Genomic DNA, 15,711 nt, shown 5'->3' with positions numbered 1-15,711 from the left:
CGGACCATGCGCATGCGCCGCGAACTGGCCGCCGTTGCATTCTTGCTCGCGGGCGTGACATCCGCGCCCCCGTTGGCGGCCAATCCCCTGCCGCCGATGTTCGACGACCTGCAGGAGCGTACCTTCCGCTATTTCTGGGAGACGGCCAACCCGGCCAACGGCCTGGTGCCGGACCGGCACCCCGCGCCGTCGTTTTCCAGCGTGGCCGCCGTCGGCTTCGGGCTCACGGCGTATCCGATCGGTGTCGAGCGCGGCTACATCACGCGGGCGCAGGCGCGCGAGCGCACCCTCGTCACGCTGCGCTTCTTCCGCAATGCGCCGCAGGGCGACGCACGCACGGGCATGGCCGGCCACAAGGGCTTCTTCTACCACTTCCTCGACATGCAGACGGGCCAGCGCCATGGCAACGTGGAACTGTCGACGATCGACACGGCGCTGTTCCTGGCCGGCGCGCTGTTCGCGCAGTCGTACTTCGACCGCGAGGAAGACGAGGAAGTGGAAATCCGCCGCCTGGCCGCCGAGATCTACGCGCGCGTCGACTGGAAGTGGGCGGCGGCCAACCCGCCGGCCGTCACGCTGGGCTGGCGGCCGGAGAAGGGCTTCATTCCGTACGACTGGCGGGGCTACAACGAGGCGATGCTGCTGTACGTGCTGGCGCTGGGCTCTCCCGAGCCCGCGCACGCGCTGGGGCCCGAGGCGTGGCGGGCGTGGACCGGCACCTACGAGCGCAGCTGGGGCGCGCCGCCGTATGGCGCCGAACCCCGGCCGCACCTGACGTTCCCTTCGCTGTTCGTGCACCAGTACAGCCACATGTGGATCGATTTCCGCGGCATCCGCGACGAGTACATGCGGGGCAAGGGCATCGACTATTTCGAGAACAGCCGCCGCGCCACCTACGCGCAGCGCGACTACGCGATCGAGAATCCGCTCGGCTGCAAGGGCTACGGCGCGGACATCTGGGGCATCACCGCCAGCGACGGCCCGGTGGATGGCACGTTCGCATGGCAGGGTCGGAAGATCCCGTTCCGCACCTATGCGGCGCGCGGCATGGGCGGACTGGCGCACTACGACGACTGCACGCTGGCGCCGACGGCCGTGGCGGGCTCGCTGCCGTTCGCGCCCGAGATCACGATTCCCGCCGTGGTGGCCATGAAGGAACGCTACGGCGACCTGATCTACGGCCGCTACGGCTTCCTGGATGCGTTCAATCCCAGCTTCGAATTCAAGGCCGTGCTCCGCCACGGCAAGGTGGTGCCCGGCAAGGGCTGGGTGGCCGGCGATTACCTGGGTATCGACCAGGGCCCTATCCTGGCGATGACGGAAAACTACCGCAACGATTTCGTCTGGCGCGTGATGCGCACCAATCCCGCCATCCGCACGGGGCTGGTGCGGGCCGGCTTCACCGGCGGGTGGCTCGACAAGTGAAGCCGGCCCGCCGCCGCGCGTTGCACGCCATGCTGGCGGGCGGCCTGTCCGCCGGCCTGCCGGCGTGCTCGCGGTCGTCAGGCGACGGCGCCACCGTACTGAAGTTCTGGGCCATGGGGCGGGAGGGCGAAGTGGTCACCGCGCTGATCCCCGAATTCGAGCGGCTGCACCCGGGCGTGAAGGTGGCGGTGCAGCAGCTGCCGTGGACCGCCGCGCATGAAAAGCTGCTCACGGCGTTCGCCGGCGATGCGATGCCGGACCTGTTCCAGCTCGGGAACACGTGGGTGGCCGAGCTGCAGGCCCTGCGCGCCATCGAGCCGCTCGACGCGCGGGTGGCGGCATCGGCGACGCTCGACCCGCAGGACTATTTCCAGGGCATCTGGAACACCAACGTCGTCGACGGCCGGCTGTACGGCGTGCCGTGGTATGTCGACACGCGGGTGATGTTCTACAACCGCGAGCTGCTCGCGCGGGCCGGCTACGCGCGCATGCCGTCCACCTGGGAGGGCTGGATGGCAGCGATGCGCGCGGTGAAGAAGCTGGTGGGGCCGGACAAGTACGTGATCCTGCTGCCGCACGAGGAGTTCGCGCCGCTGCTGGTGCTGGCGCTGCAGCAGCCGGAGGAACTGCTGCGCGACGGCGGCCGCTACGGCAACTTCCGCAGCGCGTCGTTCCGCCGGGCGCTGCAGCTCTATGCCGACATGTACCGGGAGCGGCTGGCGCCGATGGAGCGCGTGTCGAACGTCTACCACGAGTTCAGCACCGAATACATCTCGTTCTACATGTCCGGCCCATGGAACATCGGCGAGTTCCGGCGGCGCGTCGCGCCGGACAGGCAGCACACGTGGGCCACGGCCCTGCTGCCGGGGCCGCACGGTCCCGCCGCCTCGCTGGCAGGCGGCTCCAGCCTGGCCGTGGCGGCCGGATCGCGGCACAAGGGGGCGGCATGGCAGCTGGTCGAGTACCTGTCGCGGGTCGACACGGCGGCGAAGTTCAACGCGCTGACCGGCAACCTGCCGCCGCGCCGCGCCAACTGGGCCGATCCCCGCCTGGCCGGCGATCCGCATGCGCGGCCGTTCCGCGCGCAGCTGGAAAACGTGCGGCCCGAGCCGCGCGTGCCGGAATGGGAAAACATCCTGGCCGAACTGCGCTCGATGGGCGAGCGGGTGGCGCACGGCGACATCGCCGTCGATGCCGCCGCCGCCGAGCTCGATGCGAAGACCGACCGCATCCTGGGAAAGCGCCGCTGGATGCTCGACCGGGAGCGGCGCGCGTGAACGGGCGGGCGGCATGGTGCTTCGTGGCGCCGGCGCTGCTGGCGATCCTCGTGTTCTTTTTCCTGCCGGTGGCCGCCGCGCTGGCGATGAGCCTGACCGACTTCGACATCTACGCGCTGGCCGATATCGCCAACCTGCGCTTCGTGGGCCTGCGCAACTACATCGAACTGCTGCAGACGCCGCTGTTCTGGCGCGCGCTCGGCAATACGTTCTACTTCGTCGCCGCCGGCGTGCCGCTGTCGATCGCCGCTTCGCTGGGCGCCGCGCTGCTGCTGAACTCGCGCGTCACGTGGCTCAAGGGCCTGTTCCGCACCGCGTACTTCGCGCCGGTGGTCACGTCGCTCGTCGCGGTCGCCGTCATCTGGCGCTACGTGCTGCACACCCGCTACGGCATGCTGAACTACGCGCTGTCGTGGTTCGGCATCGGGCCGGTCGACTGGCTGGGAGATCCCGACTGGGCCATGCCGGCCATCATCCTGTTCGCCGTGTGGAAGAACTTCGGCTACAACATGATCATCCTGCTGGCCGGGCTGCAGAGCATTCCGCGCGACCTGTACGAGGCGGCCGAACTCGATGGCGCGCGCACGTGGGCGGCGTTCCGCTGGGTGACATGGCCGATGCTCGGCCCCACGCTGGTGATGGTCAGCATCCTCAGCATGGCCGGCTATTTCCAGCTGTTCGCCGAGCCCTACGTGATGACGCAGGGCGGCCCCGTGCAGAGCACCGTCAGCGTGCTGTACTTCATGTACGAGCAGGGCTTCAAGTGGTGGAACCTGGGCGTGGCGTCGGCCGTGGCGTTCGTGCTGTTCGCGATCATGTTCGCCGTCACGCTGCTGCAGCTGCGCGTGGCGCGGGGGATCGACGGATGAGGAAGATCCTGGTGAACGGCGCGGTGCTGCTGGCCGGTCTGCTGGCCGTGTTCCCGCTGGCATGGATGGTGTCCGTATCGTTGATGCGGCCGGGCGAGGCCAGCGCGTTTCCGCCGCCCCTGTTGCCGGCGCAAGCCACGCTGGCCAACTACCGGGCCCTGTTCGCGCATGCCGGCATCGGGCGCTACGTGTTCAACAGTGCGCTGCTGTCGACCGGCGCCACGGTGCTGTCGCTGATGTTCAACGTGAGCGCCGGCTATGCGTTCGCCAAGCTGCGCTTTCGCGGCCGCGAGCGCATCTTCCGGACGCTGCTGGGCGCGCTCGTGATTCCCGCCCAGGTGGCGATGCTGCCGCTGTTCCTGCTGCTGAAATACCTGGGGCTCGTCAACACGTATGGCGCCGTGCTGGTGCCCGCGCTGGCGTCCGTGTTCGGCATCTTCCTCGTGCGGCAGTATGCGCTGACGATTCCCGACGCGCTGCTCGAAGCGGCGCGGATGGACGGGGCGGGGGAGTGGCGCATCTTCCGGTCGATCGTGCTGCCGCTGCTCACGCCGATCCTCGTCACGCTGGCGATCTTCACGTTCCTCGGCACATGGAACGATTTCATGTGGCCGCTGATCGTGCTCACCGACCAGGAACTGTACACGCTGCCGGTGGCGCTGGCCTCGCTGTCGCGCGAGCACGTGCAGGACAGCGAACTGATGATGGCCGGCGCCGTGCTGACCATCGTGCCGGTGCTGCTGCTGTTCCTGGGGCTGCAGCGTTATTACATCCAGGGCCTGCTGGTGGGGAGCGTGAAGGGATGAGGGCATGGCTCGCGATACCGCTGTTGCTGCCGGCGCTGGCCCAGGCCCAGCAGGTGCTCGACGATTTCGAATCGCTGGCGCCGTGGCAGGCCCGCGCGTCCGACGGCGTGGCGGCCGCCGCCGCGCCGGTCGCCGGCTACAAGGGGCGGGCGCTGCGGCTGGACTTCGACTTCGGCGGCAAGGCCGGCTACGCCTTCGCCCGCCGCCCGCTGCCGCTGGAGCTGCCGGACAATTACGAAATCTCCTTCATGGTCAGGGCGGATGCGCCTGCCAACCATTTCGAATTCAAGCTCACCGACGCCTCCGGCGACAACGTGTGGTGGTACCGGCTGCCGGACCACGCCTTCCCGGGCGACTGGACGCGGGTGCGCTTCAGGAAGCGGCAGGTGGCGTTCGCCTGGGGGCCGGCGAAGGACCGCACGCTGCGGCGGGCGGACAACATCGAATTCGTCGTCAGCGCCGGCAGCGGCGGCAAGGGCTCGATCGATATCGACGAGCTGGAACTGCGCGTGCTGCCACCGCCGCCTGCGGCGTGGCCGGCCTTGCGGGCGGACGCGGGTTCCGCCGCGGCCCCGGCGGCGCTGGCGGTCGACGGCAAGGCCGGCACGGCCTGGCGATCGTCGGGCGGCCCGCGCGAGGAGCTGACGGTGGACCTGGGCACCGTGCGCGAGTTCGGCGGCCTTGTGCTGCACTGGCTGCCGGGCCGGCATGCAAGCCGCTACGACGTGGCCCTGTCGCCGGACGGGCAGGCGTGGCATGCCGTGCGCAGCGTGCGCGACGGCAACGGCGGCACCGATGCGCTGCGGCTGCCGGAATCGGAGGCGCGCTACGTGCGGCTGCTGCTCCGGGAAGGACCGGCCGAAAGCTACGCGCTGGCCGAAGTCGAGCTCAAGGACCTGGCGTTCGGCGCCACGCCCAACGACTTCGTCGCCGCGCTGGCCGTCGGCGCGCCGAAGGGCCGCTATCCGCGCGGCTTCTCGGGGCAGCAGCCATACTGGACGCTGGTGGGCATCGACGGCGGCGGGCGGCACAGCGCCTTGCTGTCCGAGGATGGCGCGATCGAACCGGTGCGGGGCGGCCCCGCGCTGGAGCCGTTCGTGCTGGCCGGCGGCACGCTGCACGGCTGGGCGGACGTCGACATCACGCATTCGCTGCAGGACGGCTACCTGCCGGTTCCGTCGGTGCACTGGCGCACTCCCGGCTGGACGCTGACGACGACCGCGGCGGCGGCCGGCACGCCAGCGTCGTCGCAACTGCTGGCCCGCTACGAGCTGCGCAACCTGCGGGACGTGCCGCAGGCGCTGGAACTGGTGCTGGCGGCGCGCCCGTTCCAGGTGAACGCGCCGCGCCAGTTCCTGAACACGCCGGGCGGCCATGCGCCGATCCGCGACATCGCGTGGGACGGCGCCGCGCTGACCGCCGGCGCCAGCCGCTTCGTCCCGCTGGGCGCGCCGGTGAACGGGCCACCGGCGGTGCGGCTGTCCTCGCTCGACGCGGGCCTGCTGCCGTTCGAAGGCGGCGACACGAACCGCGTGGTGCGCGACGACACCGGCATGGCTTCGGGCACGCTGCGCTGGAAGGTGCAACTGCCGCCACGGGGCGCCGCCGTGTTCGGCGTCGTCGCGCCGCTGACGGGGGAGTTCGCGGCGCCGGCCGACGGCATCGCCTGGCTCGACCGCACGCAGGCCGGCGTGGCGCAGGCATGGCGCGCGCGCCTGAACGGGGTGGGGCTGCAGGTGCCGGCGGCGGGGCAGCACATGGCCGATACGCTGCGTTCGTCGCTGGCGCACATCCTGATGACGCGCGACGGCGCGGCGATCCAGCCCGGCACGCGCTCGTACCTGCGCTCGTGGATCCGCGACGGCGCGATGATGTCCGAAGCGCTGCTGCGAATGGGCTTGCCGGAGATCGCGGTCGATTACCTGCGCTGGTATGCCCCCTACCAGTTCGGCAACGGCAAGGTGCCGTGCTGCGTGGACGCGCGCGGCGCCGACCCCGTGCCGGAAAACGACAGCCACGGCGAACTGATCTTCCTGGCGGCGGAGCTGTACCGCTACACCGGCGACAGGGCCGCGCTGAAGGCTTTGTGGCCGCGGGTCGACGCGGCGGCGCGCTACATGGAGACGTTGCGCCAGTCCGAACGCACGGCGGCGCAACGGGGCACGCCCCTGTTCGGCCTGATGCCCGCCTCGATCAGCCACGAGGGGTATGCCGAAAAGCCGATGCATTCCTACTGGGACGACTTCTGGGCGCTGCGCGGCTACAAGGATGCGGCGACCATTGCCGGGGCACTGGGCCGCCGCGCCGATGCGCGCCGGCTGGCCCGGCAGCGCGATGAATTCCGGAGCGACCTGCTTGCCTCGCTGCGCGCCGCGGCAACGCGGCACGGCATCGATTACCTGCCCGGCGCGGCCGAGCTGGGCGACTTCGATGCCACGTCGACGACCATCGGGTTGACCCCGGGGGGCGAGCAGCGGTACCTGCCGGGCGATCTGCTGGAGGGAACCTACCGCCGTTACTGGAATTTCTTCATCGCGCGGCGCGACGGCACCATGGCCTGGGAGGACTACACGCCGTACGAACTGCGCAATGCCAGCGCGTTCGTGCGGCTGGGCTGGCGCGCCCGGGCCGAACAGCTGCTCGCGTATTTCTACGCCGGCCAGCGGCCGCGCGCATGGAACGGCTGGGCCGAGGTGGTCGGCCGCGACCCGCGCACGCCGCGCTTCCTGGGCGACATGCCGCATGGCTGGATCGCTTCGGACTTCATGCGCGCCGCGCTCGACTCGTTCGCGTACGAACGCGAGCCCGAACATGCATTGCTGCTGGCCGAAGGCATCCCCCTGGACTGGCTGGACGGCCCCGGCATCGCGATCCGCCGGCTGCGCACGCCGTATGGCCCGCTGAGCTACAGCCTGCGGCGCGGCGCGGGAGAACTGCTGCTGCGCATCGAAGCCGGCATGGCTGTCCCGCCCGGCGGCCTCGTGCTGCGCTGGCCTTATGACGGGCGGCCCGGCCCCGCGCGGCTGAACGGCAGCCCGGTGCCGGTAACGAATGGCGCCGTCACGATCCGCAAGCTGCCCGCCACGCTGGCCATCCGCATCCCGGCCGGGAAGGCCGGTCCATGAACCCGGTGCCATGCCCCTGCCGGCACGGCGGCCCTGGCCGCGGCGCGCGAGCGGGGCGTCGGCACGCGCGCACGCATGGTATCGTCGCTGCTGGACAGCGCGCCGCCCGTGAAGACCGCCGCAGCAACGGCACCTGTTTGAAACACGAAGAGTGAAGGAAACCCCATGGCCACCGCAAGCCCGACCGGCACCCACCTGAACGCGGCGCACCTGCCGCCCAACGCCCGGCTGCTGTCGAACGGCCGGCTGACCACGCTGATCACCGAATCCGGCAGCGGTTTCGCCCGTGCCGGCGATATCGCGCTGACGCGCTGGCACGGCGACCGCGTGACGGACGCCGAAGGCTGGTTCTTCTACCTGCGCGACGCCGAAACCCATGACCTGTGGTCGATCGGCGCCCAGCCGTGCGCCGCCACGCACGACCCCGACCTGCAGCGGGCCGCCGGCGCCGGCGGCGCCAGCATGTGGCTGGAGGTATCGGCGCACGGCATCCTCGCGCGCATGGAAGTGGCCGTGCACCCGGACAAGGACGTGGAGCTGCGCAGCATCGTCGTCACCAACCTGTCCGGCCGCTCGCGGCTCATCGAGCTGACGGGCTACCTCGAGGTCGTGCTGGCCCGCCAGGCGGACGAGGCGTCGCATCCCGCATTCTCGAAGCTGTTCGTGCAGACCTGGCACGATGCCGCCACCGGCGCGCTGCTGGCGCACCGCCGGCCGCGCGGCGCGAATGAACCGGGGCTGTGGATGGTCAACGCCGCGCTGGGCGGCACCGATCCCCAGTTCGAGACGGACCGCGCCCGCTTCATGGGCCGCGGGCGCGGCCCCTGCCATCCGCGCGGCATCGACGAGGAAACGCTGTCCGGCACCGCCGGCAACGTGCTCGACCCGGCGATGGCGCTGCGGCGCACGCTGGCGCTCGGTACCGGCGAACAGGCGCGCCTCGTGTTCATGCTCGGCTCCGCGCCTACCCGCGACGAGGCGCTGGCGCTGGCACGCGAACTGCCGGGCATGAACATGCCCGCGATACTGGGCGACGCGCAACTGCGCGAAACCGTGCTGCTCGAACAGGTCGGGCTGCCGGCTGCGCAGGCCGAGTATTATCACCAGCTGGCCGCCGCCGTGATGTACGGGCAGTCCGCGGTGCGCGCGGCAGGGGGAAGCACCGCCGCGGCCGGGCCGGCGATCTCCCCCGGCCCGGCCGATACGGCGCGGTACGAGGTGCCGTCCGGCGAGCTGGCCGTCGTGCACACCGCCGGGCAGGACGACCTGATGCTGCGGGCACTGCTGTCGGCGCGGCGCTACTGGCAGGCCAAGGGCCTGAACCTGAACATGCTGGTGCTCGACGAGCACGGCAACGGCACCGCCGTCGAGCAGGGACTGCTGGTACGGCGTACCGCCGACTTCGCGCCCGGCCACCTTGCGCACTTCGAGCGCACCGCGCACCTCGTCATACGCGGCAATCTGCCGGCGCTGTCGCGGCCCGACGGCCATGCGGCGAAGCCGCCGTCGCGCCGTACACCGGCCTTGCAGGGCGTTTCCGCGCCGCGGCGGGAAACCGCGCACGAGGAACTCCGGTTCTTCAACGGCTATGGCGGCTTCAACGCGGCCGGCGACGAATACGTGATCCGGATGGACTGGGACCGCCACACGCACCAGCTGCGCCGCCCGCCGCTGGCATGGAGCAATGCCATCTCGAACGAGACCTTCGGCTGCCTGGTCAGCGACGGCGGCGCCGGCTATACATGGAGCCGCAACAGCCGCCTGCACCGCCTCACCCCATGGTTCAACGACCCGGTGGCCGATCCGCACGGCGAGGCGCTGTACGTGCGCGACGAAGATACCGGCGAATTCTGGTCGCCGCTGCCCGGCCCGGTGCCGGCCGCCGCGCCCTACGAAGCGCGGCATGGCTTCGGCTACAGCCGCTTCGACCATGCCAGCCACGGCTTGCGGCAGGAAACGACGGTCTTCGTGCCGCGCCACGATCCGGTGAAGATCGTGCGGCTCACGGTCACCAACGACAGCGGCCGGCCGCGCCGGGTGTCGCTGTATTCCTGCCAGCAGCTGGTACTGGGCGCCACGCCGGCCGACAGCAGCCCCTACGTGGTTACCGCGCTCGCGGCGGCCGGGAGCGATGTCCTGCTGGCCACCAATGCGCAGGCCGGTGTATTCGCCGACGGCATCACGTTCGCGGCGGCCGTGGCGCCCGGCGCCCGGGCCACGCATTTCACCGCCGACCGCGCCGCGTTCCTTGGCCGGCACGGCGCCACCAGCCGGCCTGCCGGGCTGGCCGTGCCGGCGCTCGACCATGCGTCCGGCGGCGGGCTCGATCCGTGCGCGGCGTTCCAGGCCGTGTACGACCTGGTACCGGGCCAATCGGTCAGCTGCGTGTTCCTGCTGGGCGAAACGCAGGAAGGCGATACGGGCGGGCGGGAAGCCGCGCTCGCGCTGGTGGAGCGCTATCGCGAAGAGGGAGCGGTACAGGCCGCGCTGGAGGGGGTGCTGGCCTTCTGGCGCGAAACACTGGGTGCCGTGCGCATCGATACGCCGGTCAAGGAACTGGACCTGATGATGAACGGCTGGCTCACGTACCAGAACCTGTCGTGCCGGATCTGGGGCCGCTCGGCGTTCTACCAGTCCGGCGGCGCATTCGGCTTCCGCGACCAGCTGCAGGACGCCTCGGCAATGATCTATGCACGGCCGGACCTGGCGCGCGCACAGATCTGCCTGCATGCCGCCCACCAGTTCGAGGAAGGCGATGTGCTGCACTGGTGGCATCCGGCACCGGTGGAGCAGGGCCTGCGCACGCGCTTCTCGGACGACCTGTGCTGGCTGCCGTACATCACCGCCTTCTACATCGACACGACTGGCGACCTGGGTGTTCTCGATGAAGTGGCGCCATTCCTCGCCGGGCGCGGGCTCGCCGAAGGGGAGGACGAGCATTACCTGAAGCCCGCGCTGTCGGGCACGAGCGCCGACGTGTACGAACATTGCTGCCGTGCGCTGGACCGCTCGCTGACGCGGGGTGCGCATGGCCTGCCGCTGATGGGTACCGGCGACTGGAACGACGGCATGAACCGCGTGGGCCGCGAAGGCAGGGGGGAGAGCGTGTGGATGGGCTTTTTCCTGACCCGCATCCTGCGCGACTTCATCCCGTTCTGCGAGGGGCGGCGCGACACCGCGCGCGTGAAGGCCTACGGCGAGTACCTGGCGCACCTGGCCCAGGCGCTGAACGATGCCGGCTGGGATGGCGAATGGTATCGCCGCGCCTATTACGACAACGGCGCCGTGCTCGGCTCGAAGGACAGCGACGAGTGCCGCATCGATGCGCTGGCCCAGGCCTGGGCGGTGATTTCCGGCGCGGCGCCGCCGGACCGCGCGCGCCAGGCACTCGATGCGATGGAGGCGCAGCTGGTCTCCGAGGACGACAAGCTGATCCGGCTGCTCACGCCGCCGTTCGTCGACACGCCGCACGATCCCGGCTACATCAAGGGCTATGTCGCCGGCGTGCGCGAGAACGGCGGCCAGTACACGCATGCCGCCTGCTGGGCGGTGCGGGCGCTGGCCGAGGCGGGGCGCCGCGACCGTGCCGCGCGGCTGCTGCGGATGCTCTCGCCCGTCAGCCATGCGCTCGACAAGGCGGCGGCCGACATCTACAAGGTGGAGCCGTACGTGATCGCGGCCGATGTGTACGGCGCCGCGCCGCACGTGGGCCGCGGCGGGTGGACATGGTACACGGGCTCCTCGGGCTGGATGTTCCGGGTGGGCCTGGAATCGGTGCTCGGCTTCACCATCGAGAACGGCGATACGCTGGTGGTGGCGCCGCGCATCCCGGACGACTGGCCGGAATTCCACGTGCACTACAATTTGCCGGGCGGCGGTTCCTGCAACGTCGCGGTGCGCAGTCCGAACGGCACGGCGGCGAAGGTGATCGCCGCCACGCTCGACGGCGTGCAGCTCAATATCGCCGATGGGGTGGCGCGCATTCCGCTGCTGCGGGATGGCGGACCGCACGGCGTCGACATCCTGCTGGGAGGAGCCTAGAACATGGCGGACCTGAAGATTCGCGGCGTGCGCAAGCAGTTCGCCGAAACCACGATCCTGCACGGGATCGACCTGGACATCGGCGACGGCGAATTCGTCGTGTTCGTCGGACCGTCGGGCTGCGGCAAGTCCACGCTGCTGCGCACGATCTGCGGGCTCGAGGAGCCGGACGGCGGCACCATCGCCATCGGCGGCCGCGACATGACCAGCGTGCCGCCGGCGCAGCGCGGCATCGCGATGGTATTCCAGAGCTATGCGCTGTATCCGCACATGACGGTGTATGACAACATGGCGTTCGCGCTGAAGCTGGCGGGCACGCCCCCCGCAACGATCCGCGACAAGGTACTGGCCGCCGCCGCCAGCCTGCGCATCGAGGCGCTGCTCGAGCGCAAGCCGAAGGAACTGTCCGGCGGCCAGCGCCAGCGCGTGGCGATCGGCCGGGCGATCGTGCGCCATCCGGAAGTGTTCCTGTTCGACGAGCCGCTGTCGAACCTCGACGCGGCGCTGCGCGTGCAGATGCGCATCGAACTGAAGAACCTGCACCGGACCCTGAAAAGCACGATGGTCTACGTGACCCACGACCAGGTCGAGGCGATGACGCTGGCCGACCGCATCGTGGTGCTGCGCGGCGGGAAGGTCGAGCAGGTGGGCGCGCCGCTGGACCTGTACAACCGGCCCGACAACCTGTTCGTCGCCGGCTTCATGGGTTCGCCGGCGATGAACTTCCTGCGCGGCGCGGCCGACGGCAGTGGCGGCATTACGCTGGCCGCCGGCGGCGGCATCGCGCTGCCGACCGCGGCCGGCCTTCCCGCCGGCGCCCCCGTCACGCTCGGCCTGCGTTCGGAGCACGTGGTGCTGGCCGGCGCAGGCGACGGCATCGCCGCGGTGGTGCAGACCGTGGAACTGCTGGGTGACTTCAGCTACGTCTACCTGCAAACGGAAAGCACCGGCGAAGCCCTGGTCGCCCGCGCCGACAGCAACAGCACCTGGGACCCCGGCCAGCGCGCCACCGTGGGCGCCGCTCCGCAGTATTGGCACCTGTTCGACAGCGACGGCAAGGCGCGGCGCTGAAGCCATGCCGGTAACGTAATACCGCAGAGGTCGTGTCCACCTCGGGTCAACCTCTTTTCCGGACACGGGCTGAACCGTACCAGGGCTGAGATCGTGTCCTATTTCAGGGTTGACCCCAGGGTGGACACGGGCTGAGCCTTGGAGCCATCGCGAGCAACCAAACGGCAACCGGATTAAAATGCTTCTTTTGGCGAAGAGAAGAAGCGAACGCATGGCCTACAAAACTATTGCCGACACGATCGGCAACACGCCGCTGGTCCAGCTCGTGCGCCTGCCGGGCGCGGAAGCCGCGGCGCGCAACAACATCATCCTGGGCAAGCTGGAGGGCGACAACCCGGCCGGCTCCGTCAAGGACCGCGCGGCGATGTCGATGCTGCGCCGGGCGGCCGAGCGGGGCGATATCAAGCCGGGCGATACGCTGATCGAAGCCACCAGCGGCAACACCGGCATCGCGCTGGCGATGGCGGCGGCGATCAGCGGCTACAAGATGGTGCTGCTGATGCCGGAAAACCTGTCCGAAGAGCGCCGCCAGAGCATGGCCGCGTACGGCGCGCAGATCGTGCTGACACCGAAGACGGGTGGCATGGAATACGCGCGCGACCTGGCCGAGCAGATGCAGCGCGACGGCAAGGGCATCATCCTGGACCAGTTCGCCAACGGCGACAACCCGCGCGCCCACTATGAATCGACCGGTCCGGAAATCTGGCGCGATACCGAAGGGAAGATCACGCACTTCGTATCGGCCATGGGCACCACCGGCACGATCATGGGCGTGTCGCAATACCTGAAGGAGCAGAACGGCAACGTGCGCATCATCGGCGCCCAGCCGGAAGAGGGCTCGTCGATCCCGGGTATCCGCAAGTGGCCGGAAGCCTACCTGCCGAAGATCTTCGACAAGGCGCGCGTGGACCAGATCGAATCGGTGTCGCAGGCGGCGGCGGAGCGCATGGCGCGCCGGCTGGCGGCCGAGGAGGGGATTTTCTGCGGCATTTCCGCGGCTGGCGCCTGCGAAATCGCGCTGCGCATTTCGCAAACGGTCGAGAACGCGACGATCGTGTTCATCGTCTGCGACCGGGGCGACCGCTACCTGTCGACCGGGGTCTTCCCCGCATAAGGAAAAAGCCGGGCTAGCCCGGCTTTTTTTACAATCAGCTGTTGCTGTTGTTGTTCGTGCTGCTTGCCGCCGGCGTTTCGCCTTCCTTCGGCTTGAACTGCTTGTCGCTGATGCGGAACTTGTTGCGGCGATCGCCCATCAGGTAGCGCAGGTCGCGGATCGACAGATCGCTCACCTCGTGCATGCGGATCAGCAGCGAAGCGCCAACGGGCAGGCGATGGTGGCGGATCTTGCTGATCACCGGTGGTGCCACTTCAAGCGCGCGGGACAATGCGGCGTCGTTTTTCAGGCGCAGATTTTCGATCAGCGTATCCAGCAGACGGTTCGGATTGTACTGCAGCAGATCATCGCCGTCCGAATCGTTGTTCATATCAATGCCGACTTGGTTTGTCATGATGCGTCTGTTCCTTCTGTAAAGTTGTTCTGCAAAGAATCACTCGGAGCTCATGCTGGGCGTGGAAGTTTCTCTTCACTGAGGAACGATCGACACACGATTCCGGGATAACAAGTTTCATAATATATACACAATTGTACAACAATCAGCAATCTCATACTCAAGAGCAATAAAAAAATATGTCTCTTTGATGACGCCGTTGTCGCATTGCAACAATCTGTGAGAATTCTACCGTACTTATTGTGGTAGATAAACCGAATGAGCAGCCCCGACTTTGTCAATCATACAAGTTTAAGTGTAATATAAAACTTATCACCAATGCTGCATTGGAAGCAATAGTGCGAGCAACGAATTTGAGCAATGAATTTGCTCATACGTTACATTCTAAAAAGCAACTTTTCAAGCGGCATTACGTACCTTTACACCTGGCCACCCGGCCATCATGGCCTGGCCAGGCGGATCGAGCGTCCCAGTTCCACCACCGACATCGCATAGAAATAGCTGCGGTTGTACTGCGTGATCGTGTAGAAGTTGTTGCTTCCCACCCAGTATTCCGTCGGCTCGGAGCCGTTCTGCAAATCCACCAGGCCATACAACATGTCCGGCGGCAATGTCGACGTGGTGACGATGCCTGCCGCGGTCAAGTCTTCCGGCCGGAATTTCGCTTCCAGGCTGCCGTCCGCGAAGCGTTCCCATGCCCGCGCCGGCGATACCGTGGCCGGGTAGACGATCTGTCCCGGCTGTTCGCGCTGCCAGCCATGGCCCACCAGGAAGGACGCCACGCTGCCGATCGCGTCCGCCGTGGAATTGCGCAGATCGATGTGGCCGTCGCCATCGAAGTCCACCCCGTACTTCAGGATATTGCTGGGCATGAATTGCGGCAGGCCCACGGCGCCCGCGAAGGAGCCCTGCAGTGACTGGGGATCGATGCCGGTCTGCCGCGCATACAGCAGCGTGGCTTCCAGTTCGCCACGGAAGAACGCCATCCGCGCCTCGCGGTTCGGCGCCACCGGGTAGGCGAACGCCAGCGTTGTCAGCGTGTCGATGACGCGGAAGCGCCCCGTGTCGCGCCCATAGATCGTTTCCACGCCGATCACGCCGGCGAGGATCTCGGCCGGCACGCCGTACAGCGCTTCGGCGCGTGCCAGCGTCTCGGCGTTCTCGTTCCAGAAGCGCACCCCGGCGGCAATGCGGATCGGTTCGATGAATCGGCTGCTGTATACCGTCCAGTTCTTCGGCTTGCCCGGGGGCGCCGGCTTGACCAGCTGCACCACCGAATCGAGGTAGCGCACATTGCCCATCAACGTTTCCAGTTCGGAGCGGGTGAAGCCGTGCTTCGTCGCCATCTCGTCCGTGAATTGCTGGACTTCCTTCCACTGGTTGAAATTGACGAATTCGCCTGTGTAGTAGTCGCTTACGGGGGCGGAAACGGCCTTCCTGGCCGGCTTTTTCTTTCCTTTCGTTGCGGCCTTGGCTTTTTTCGCCTTGGCCGTTTCAGCGGGCGCGGCCAGCAACTGGGACGGGAACAGGCTCGTGGCGGCGACGCTTGCCGCCAGCAGCAGGGTAAGCAGGGTCTTGTTGTTCATGAC

At 68.5% G+C, this 15,711-nt stretch carries 10 protein-coding genes; 8 read left to right on the top strand and 2 right to left on the bottom strand.

What is annotated here, in order from left to right:
* Nucleotides 1–6 precede the first annotated feature (6 nt).
* The 8 genes from GJV26_RS06685 to cysM all read left to right on the top strand — a co-directional run bounded on the left by GJV26_RS06685 (nt 7) and on the right by cysM (nt 13,728).
* On the top strand, nt 7–1,425 hold the full coding sequence (locus GJV26_RS06685) for a glucoamylase family protein (RefSeq protein ID WP_155708149.1): 1,419 nt from the start codon (nt 7–9) through the stop codon (nt 1,423–1,425).
* A complete protein-coding gene (locus GJV26_RS06680) occupies nt 1,422–2,702 on the top strand; it encodes a sugar ABC transporter substrate-binding protein (RefSeq protein WP_216643115.1) in 1,281 nt (426 codons plus the stop codon). The genes GJV26_RS06685 and GJV26_RS06680 overlap by 4 nt, the downstream gene beginning before the upstream one ends.
* A complete protein-coding gene (locus GJV26_RS06675) occupies nt 2,699–3,571 on the top strand; it encodes a carbohydrate ABC transporter permease (RefSeq protein ID WP_216643114.1) in 873 nt (290 codons plus the stop codon). Before GJV26_RS06680 ends, GJV26_RS06675 begins: the two co-directional genes overlap by 4 nt.
* Nucleotides 3,568–4,377: a carbohydrate ABC transporter permease gene (locus tag GJV26_RS06670; protein WP_155708148.1), complete on the top strand. Its 810-nt coding sequence runs from the start codon at nt 3,568–3,570 to the stop codon at nt 4,375–4,377. Before GJV26_RS06675 ends, GJV26_RS06670 begins: the two co-directional genes overlap by 4 nt.
* Nucleotides 4,374–7,502, top strand: coding sequence for a discoidin domain-containing protein (locus tag GJV26_RS06665; RefSeq protein ID WP_155708147.1), 3,129 nt, complete (start codon nt 4,374–4,376; stop codon nt 7,500–7,502). Before GJV26_RS06670 ends, GJV26_RS06665 begins: the two co-directional genes overlap by 4 nt.
* Before the next feature lie 165 nt (nt 7,503–7,667).
* Complete coding sequence (locus GJV26_RS06660) at nt 7,668–11,543, top strand: GH36-type glycosyl hydrolase domain-containing protein (RefSeq protein ID WP_155708146.1); 3,876 nt, start codon at nt 7,668–7,670, stop codon at nt 11,541–11,543.
* Between the two features lie 3 nt (nt 11,544–11,546).
* Entirely contained in the window at nt 11,547–12,614 is a 1,068-nt protein-coding gene (locus GJV26_RS06655; RefSeq protein WP_155708145.1) for an ABC transporter ATP-binding protein, read from the top strand.
* Between the two features lie 211 nt (nt 12,615–12,825).
* Nucleotides 12,826–13,728 carry a cysteine synthase CysM gene (gene cysM, locus GJV26_RS06650; RefSeq protein WP_155708144.1) on the top strand — a complete coding sequence of 301 codons (903 nt, stop codon included), beginning with the start codon at nt 12,826–12,828 and terminating at the stop codon, nt 13,726–13,728.
* A 34-nt stretch (nt 13,729–13,762) separates the two neighbouring features.
* On the opposite strand, the gene GJV26_RS06645 is transcribed toward cysM, so the two are convergent.
* Together GJV26_RS06645 and mltB are read right to left on the bottom strand one after the other, a co-directional pair.
* Nucleotides 13,763–14,122: a hypothetical protein gene (locus tag GJV26_RS06645; RefSeq protein ID WP_155708143.1), complete on the bottom strand. Its 360-nt coding sequence runs from the start codon at nt 14,120–14,122 to the stop codon at nt 13,763–13,765.
* A gap of 440 nt (nt 14,123–14,562) precedes the next feature.
* Entirely contained in the window at nt 14,563–15,708 is a 1,146-nt protein-coding gene (gene mltB, locus GJV26_RS06640; RefSeq protein WP_155708142.1) for a lytic murein transglycosylase B, read from the bottom strand.
* Between the last annotated feature and the right edge of the window lie 3 nt (nt 15,709–15,711).

Source organism: Pseudoduganella dura (genome assembly GCF_009727155.1).
GTDB classification, from domain to species: Bacteria; Pseudomonadota; Gammaproteobacteria; order Burkholderiales; family Burkholderiaceae_D; genus Rugamonas; species Rugamonas dura.
Note: the sequence above shows the minus strand (reverse complement) of the source record. Positions and strands in the feature narration are given on the sequence as shown.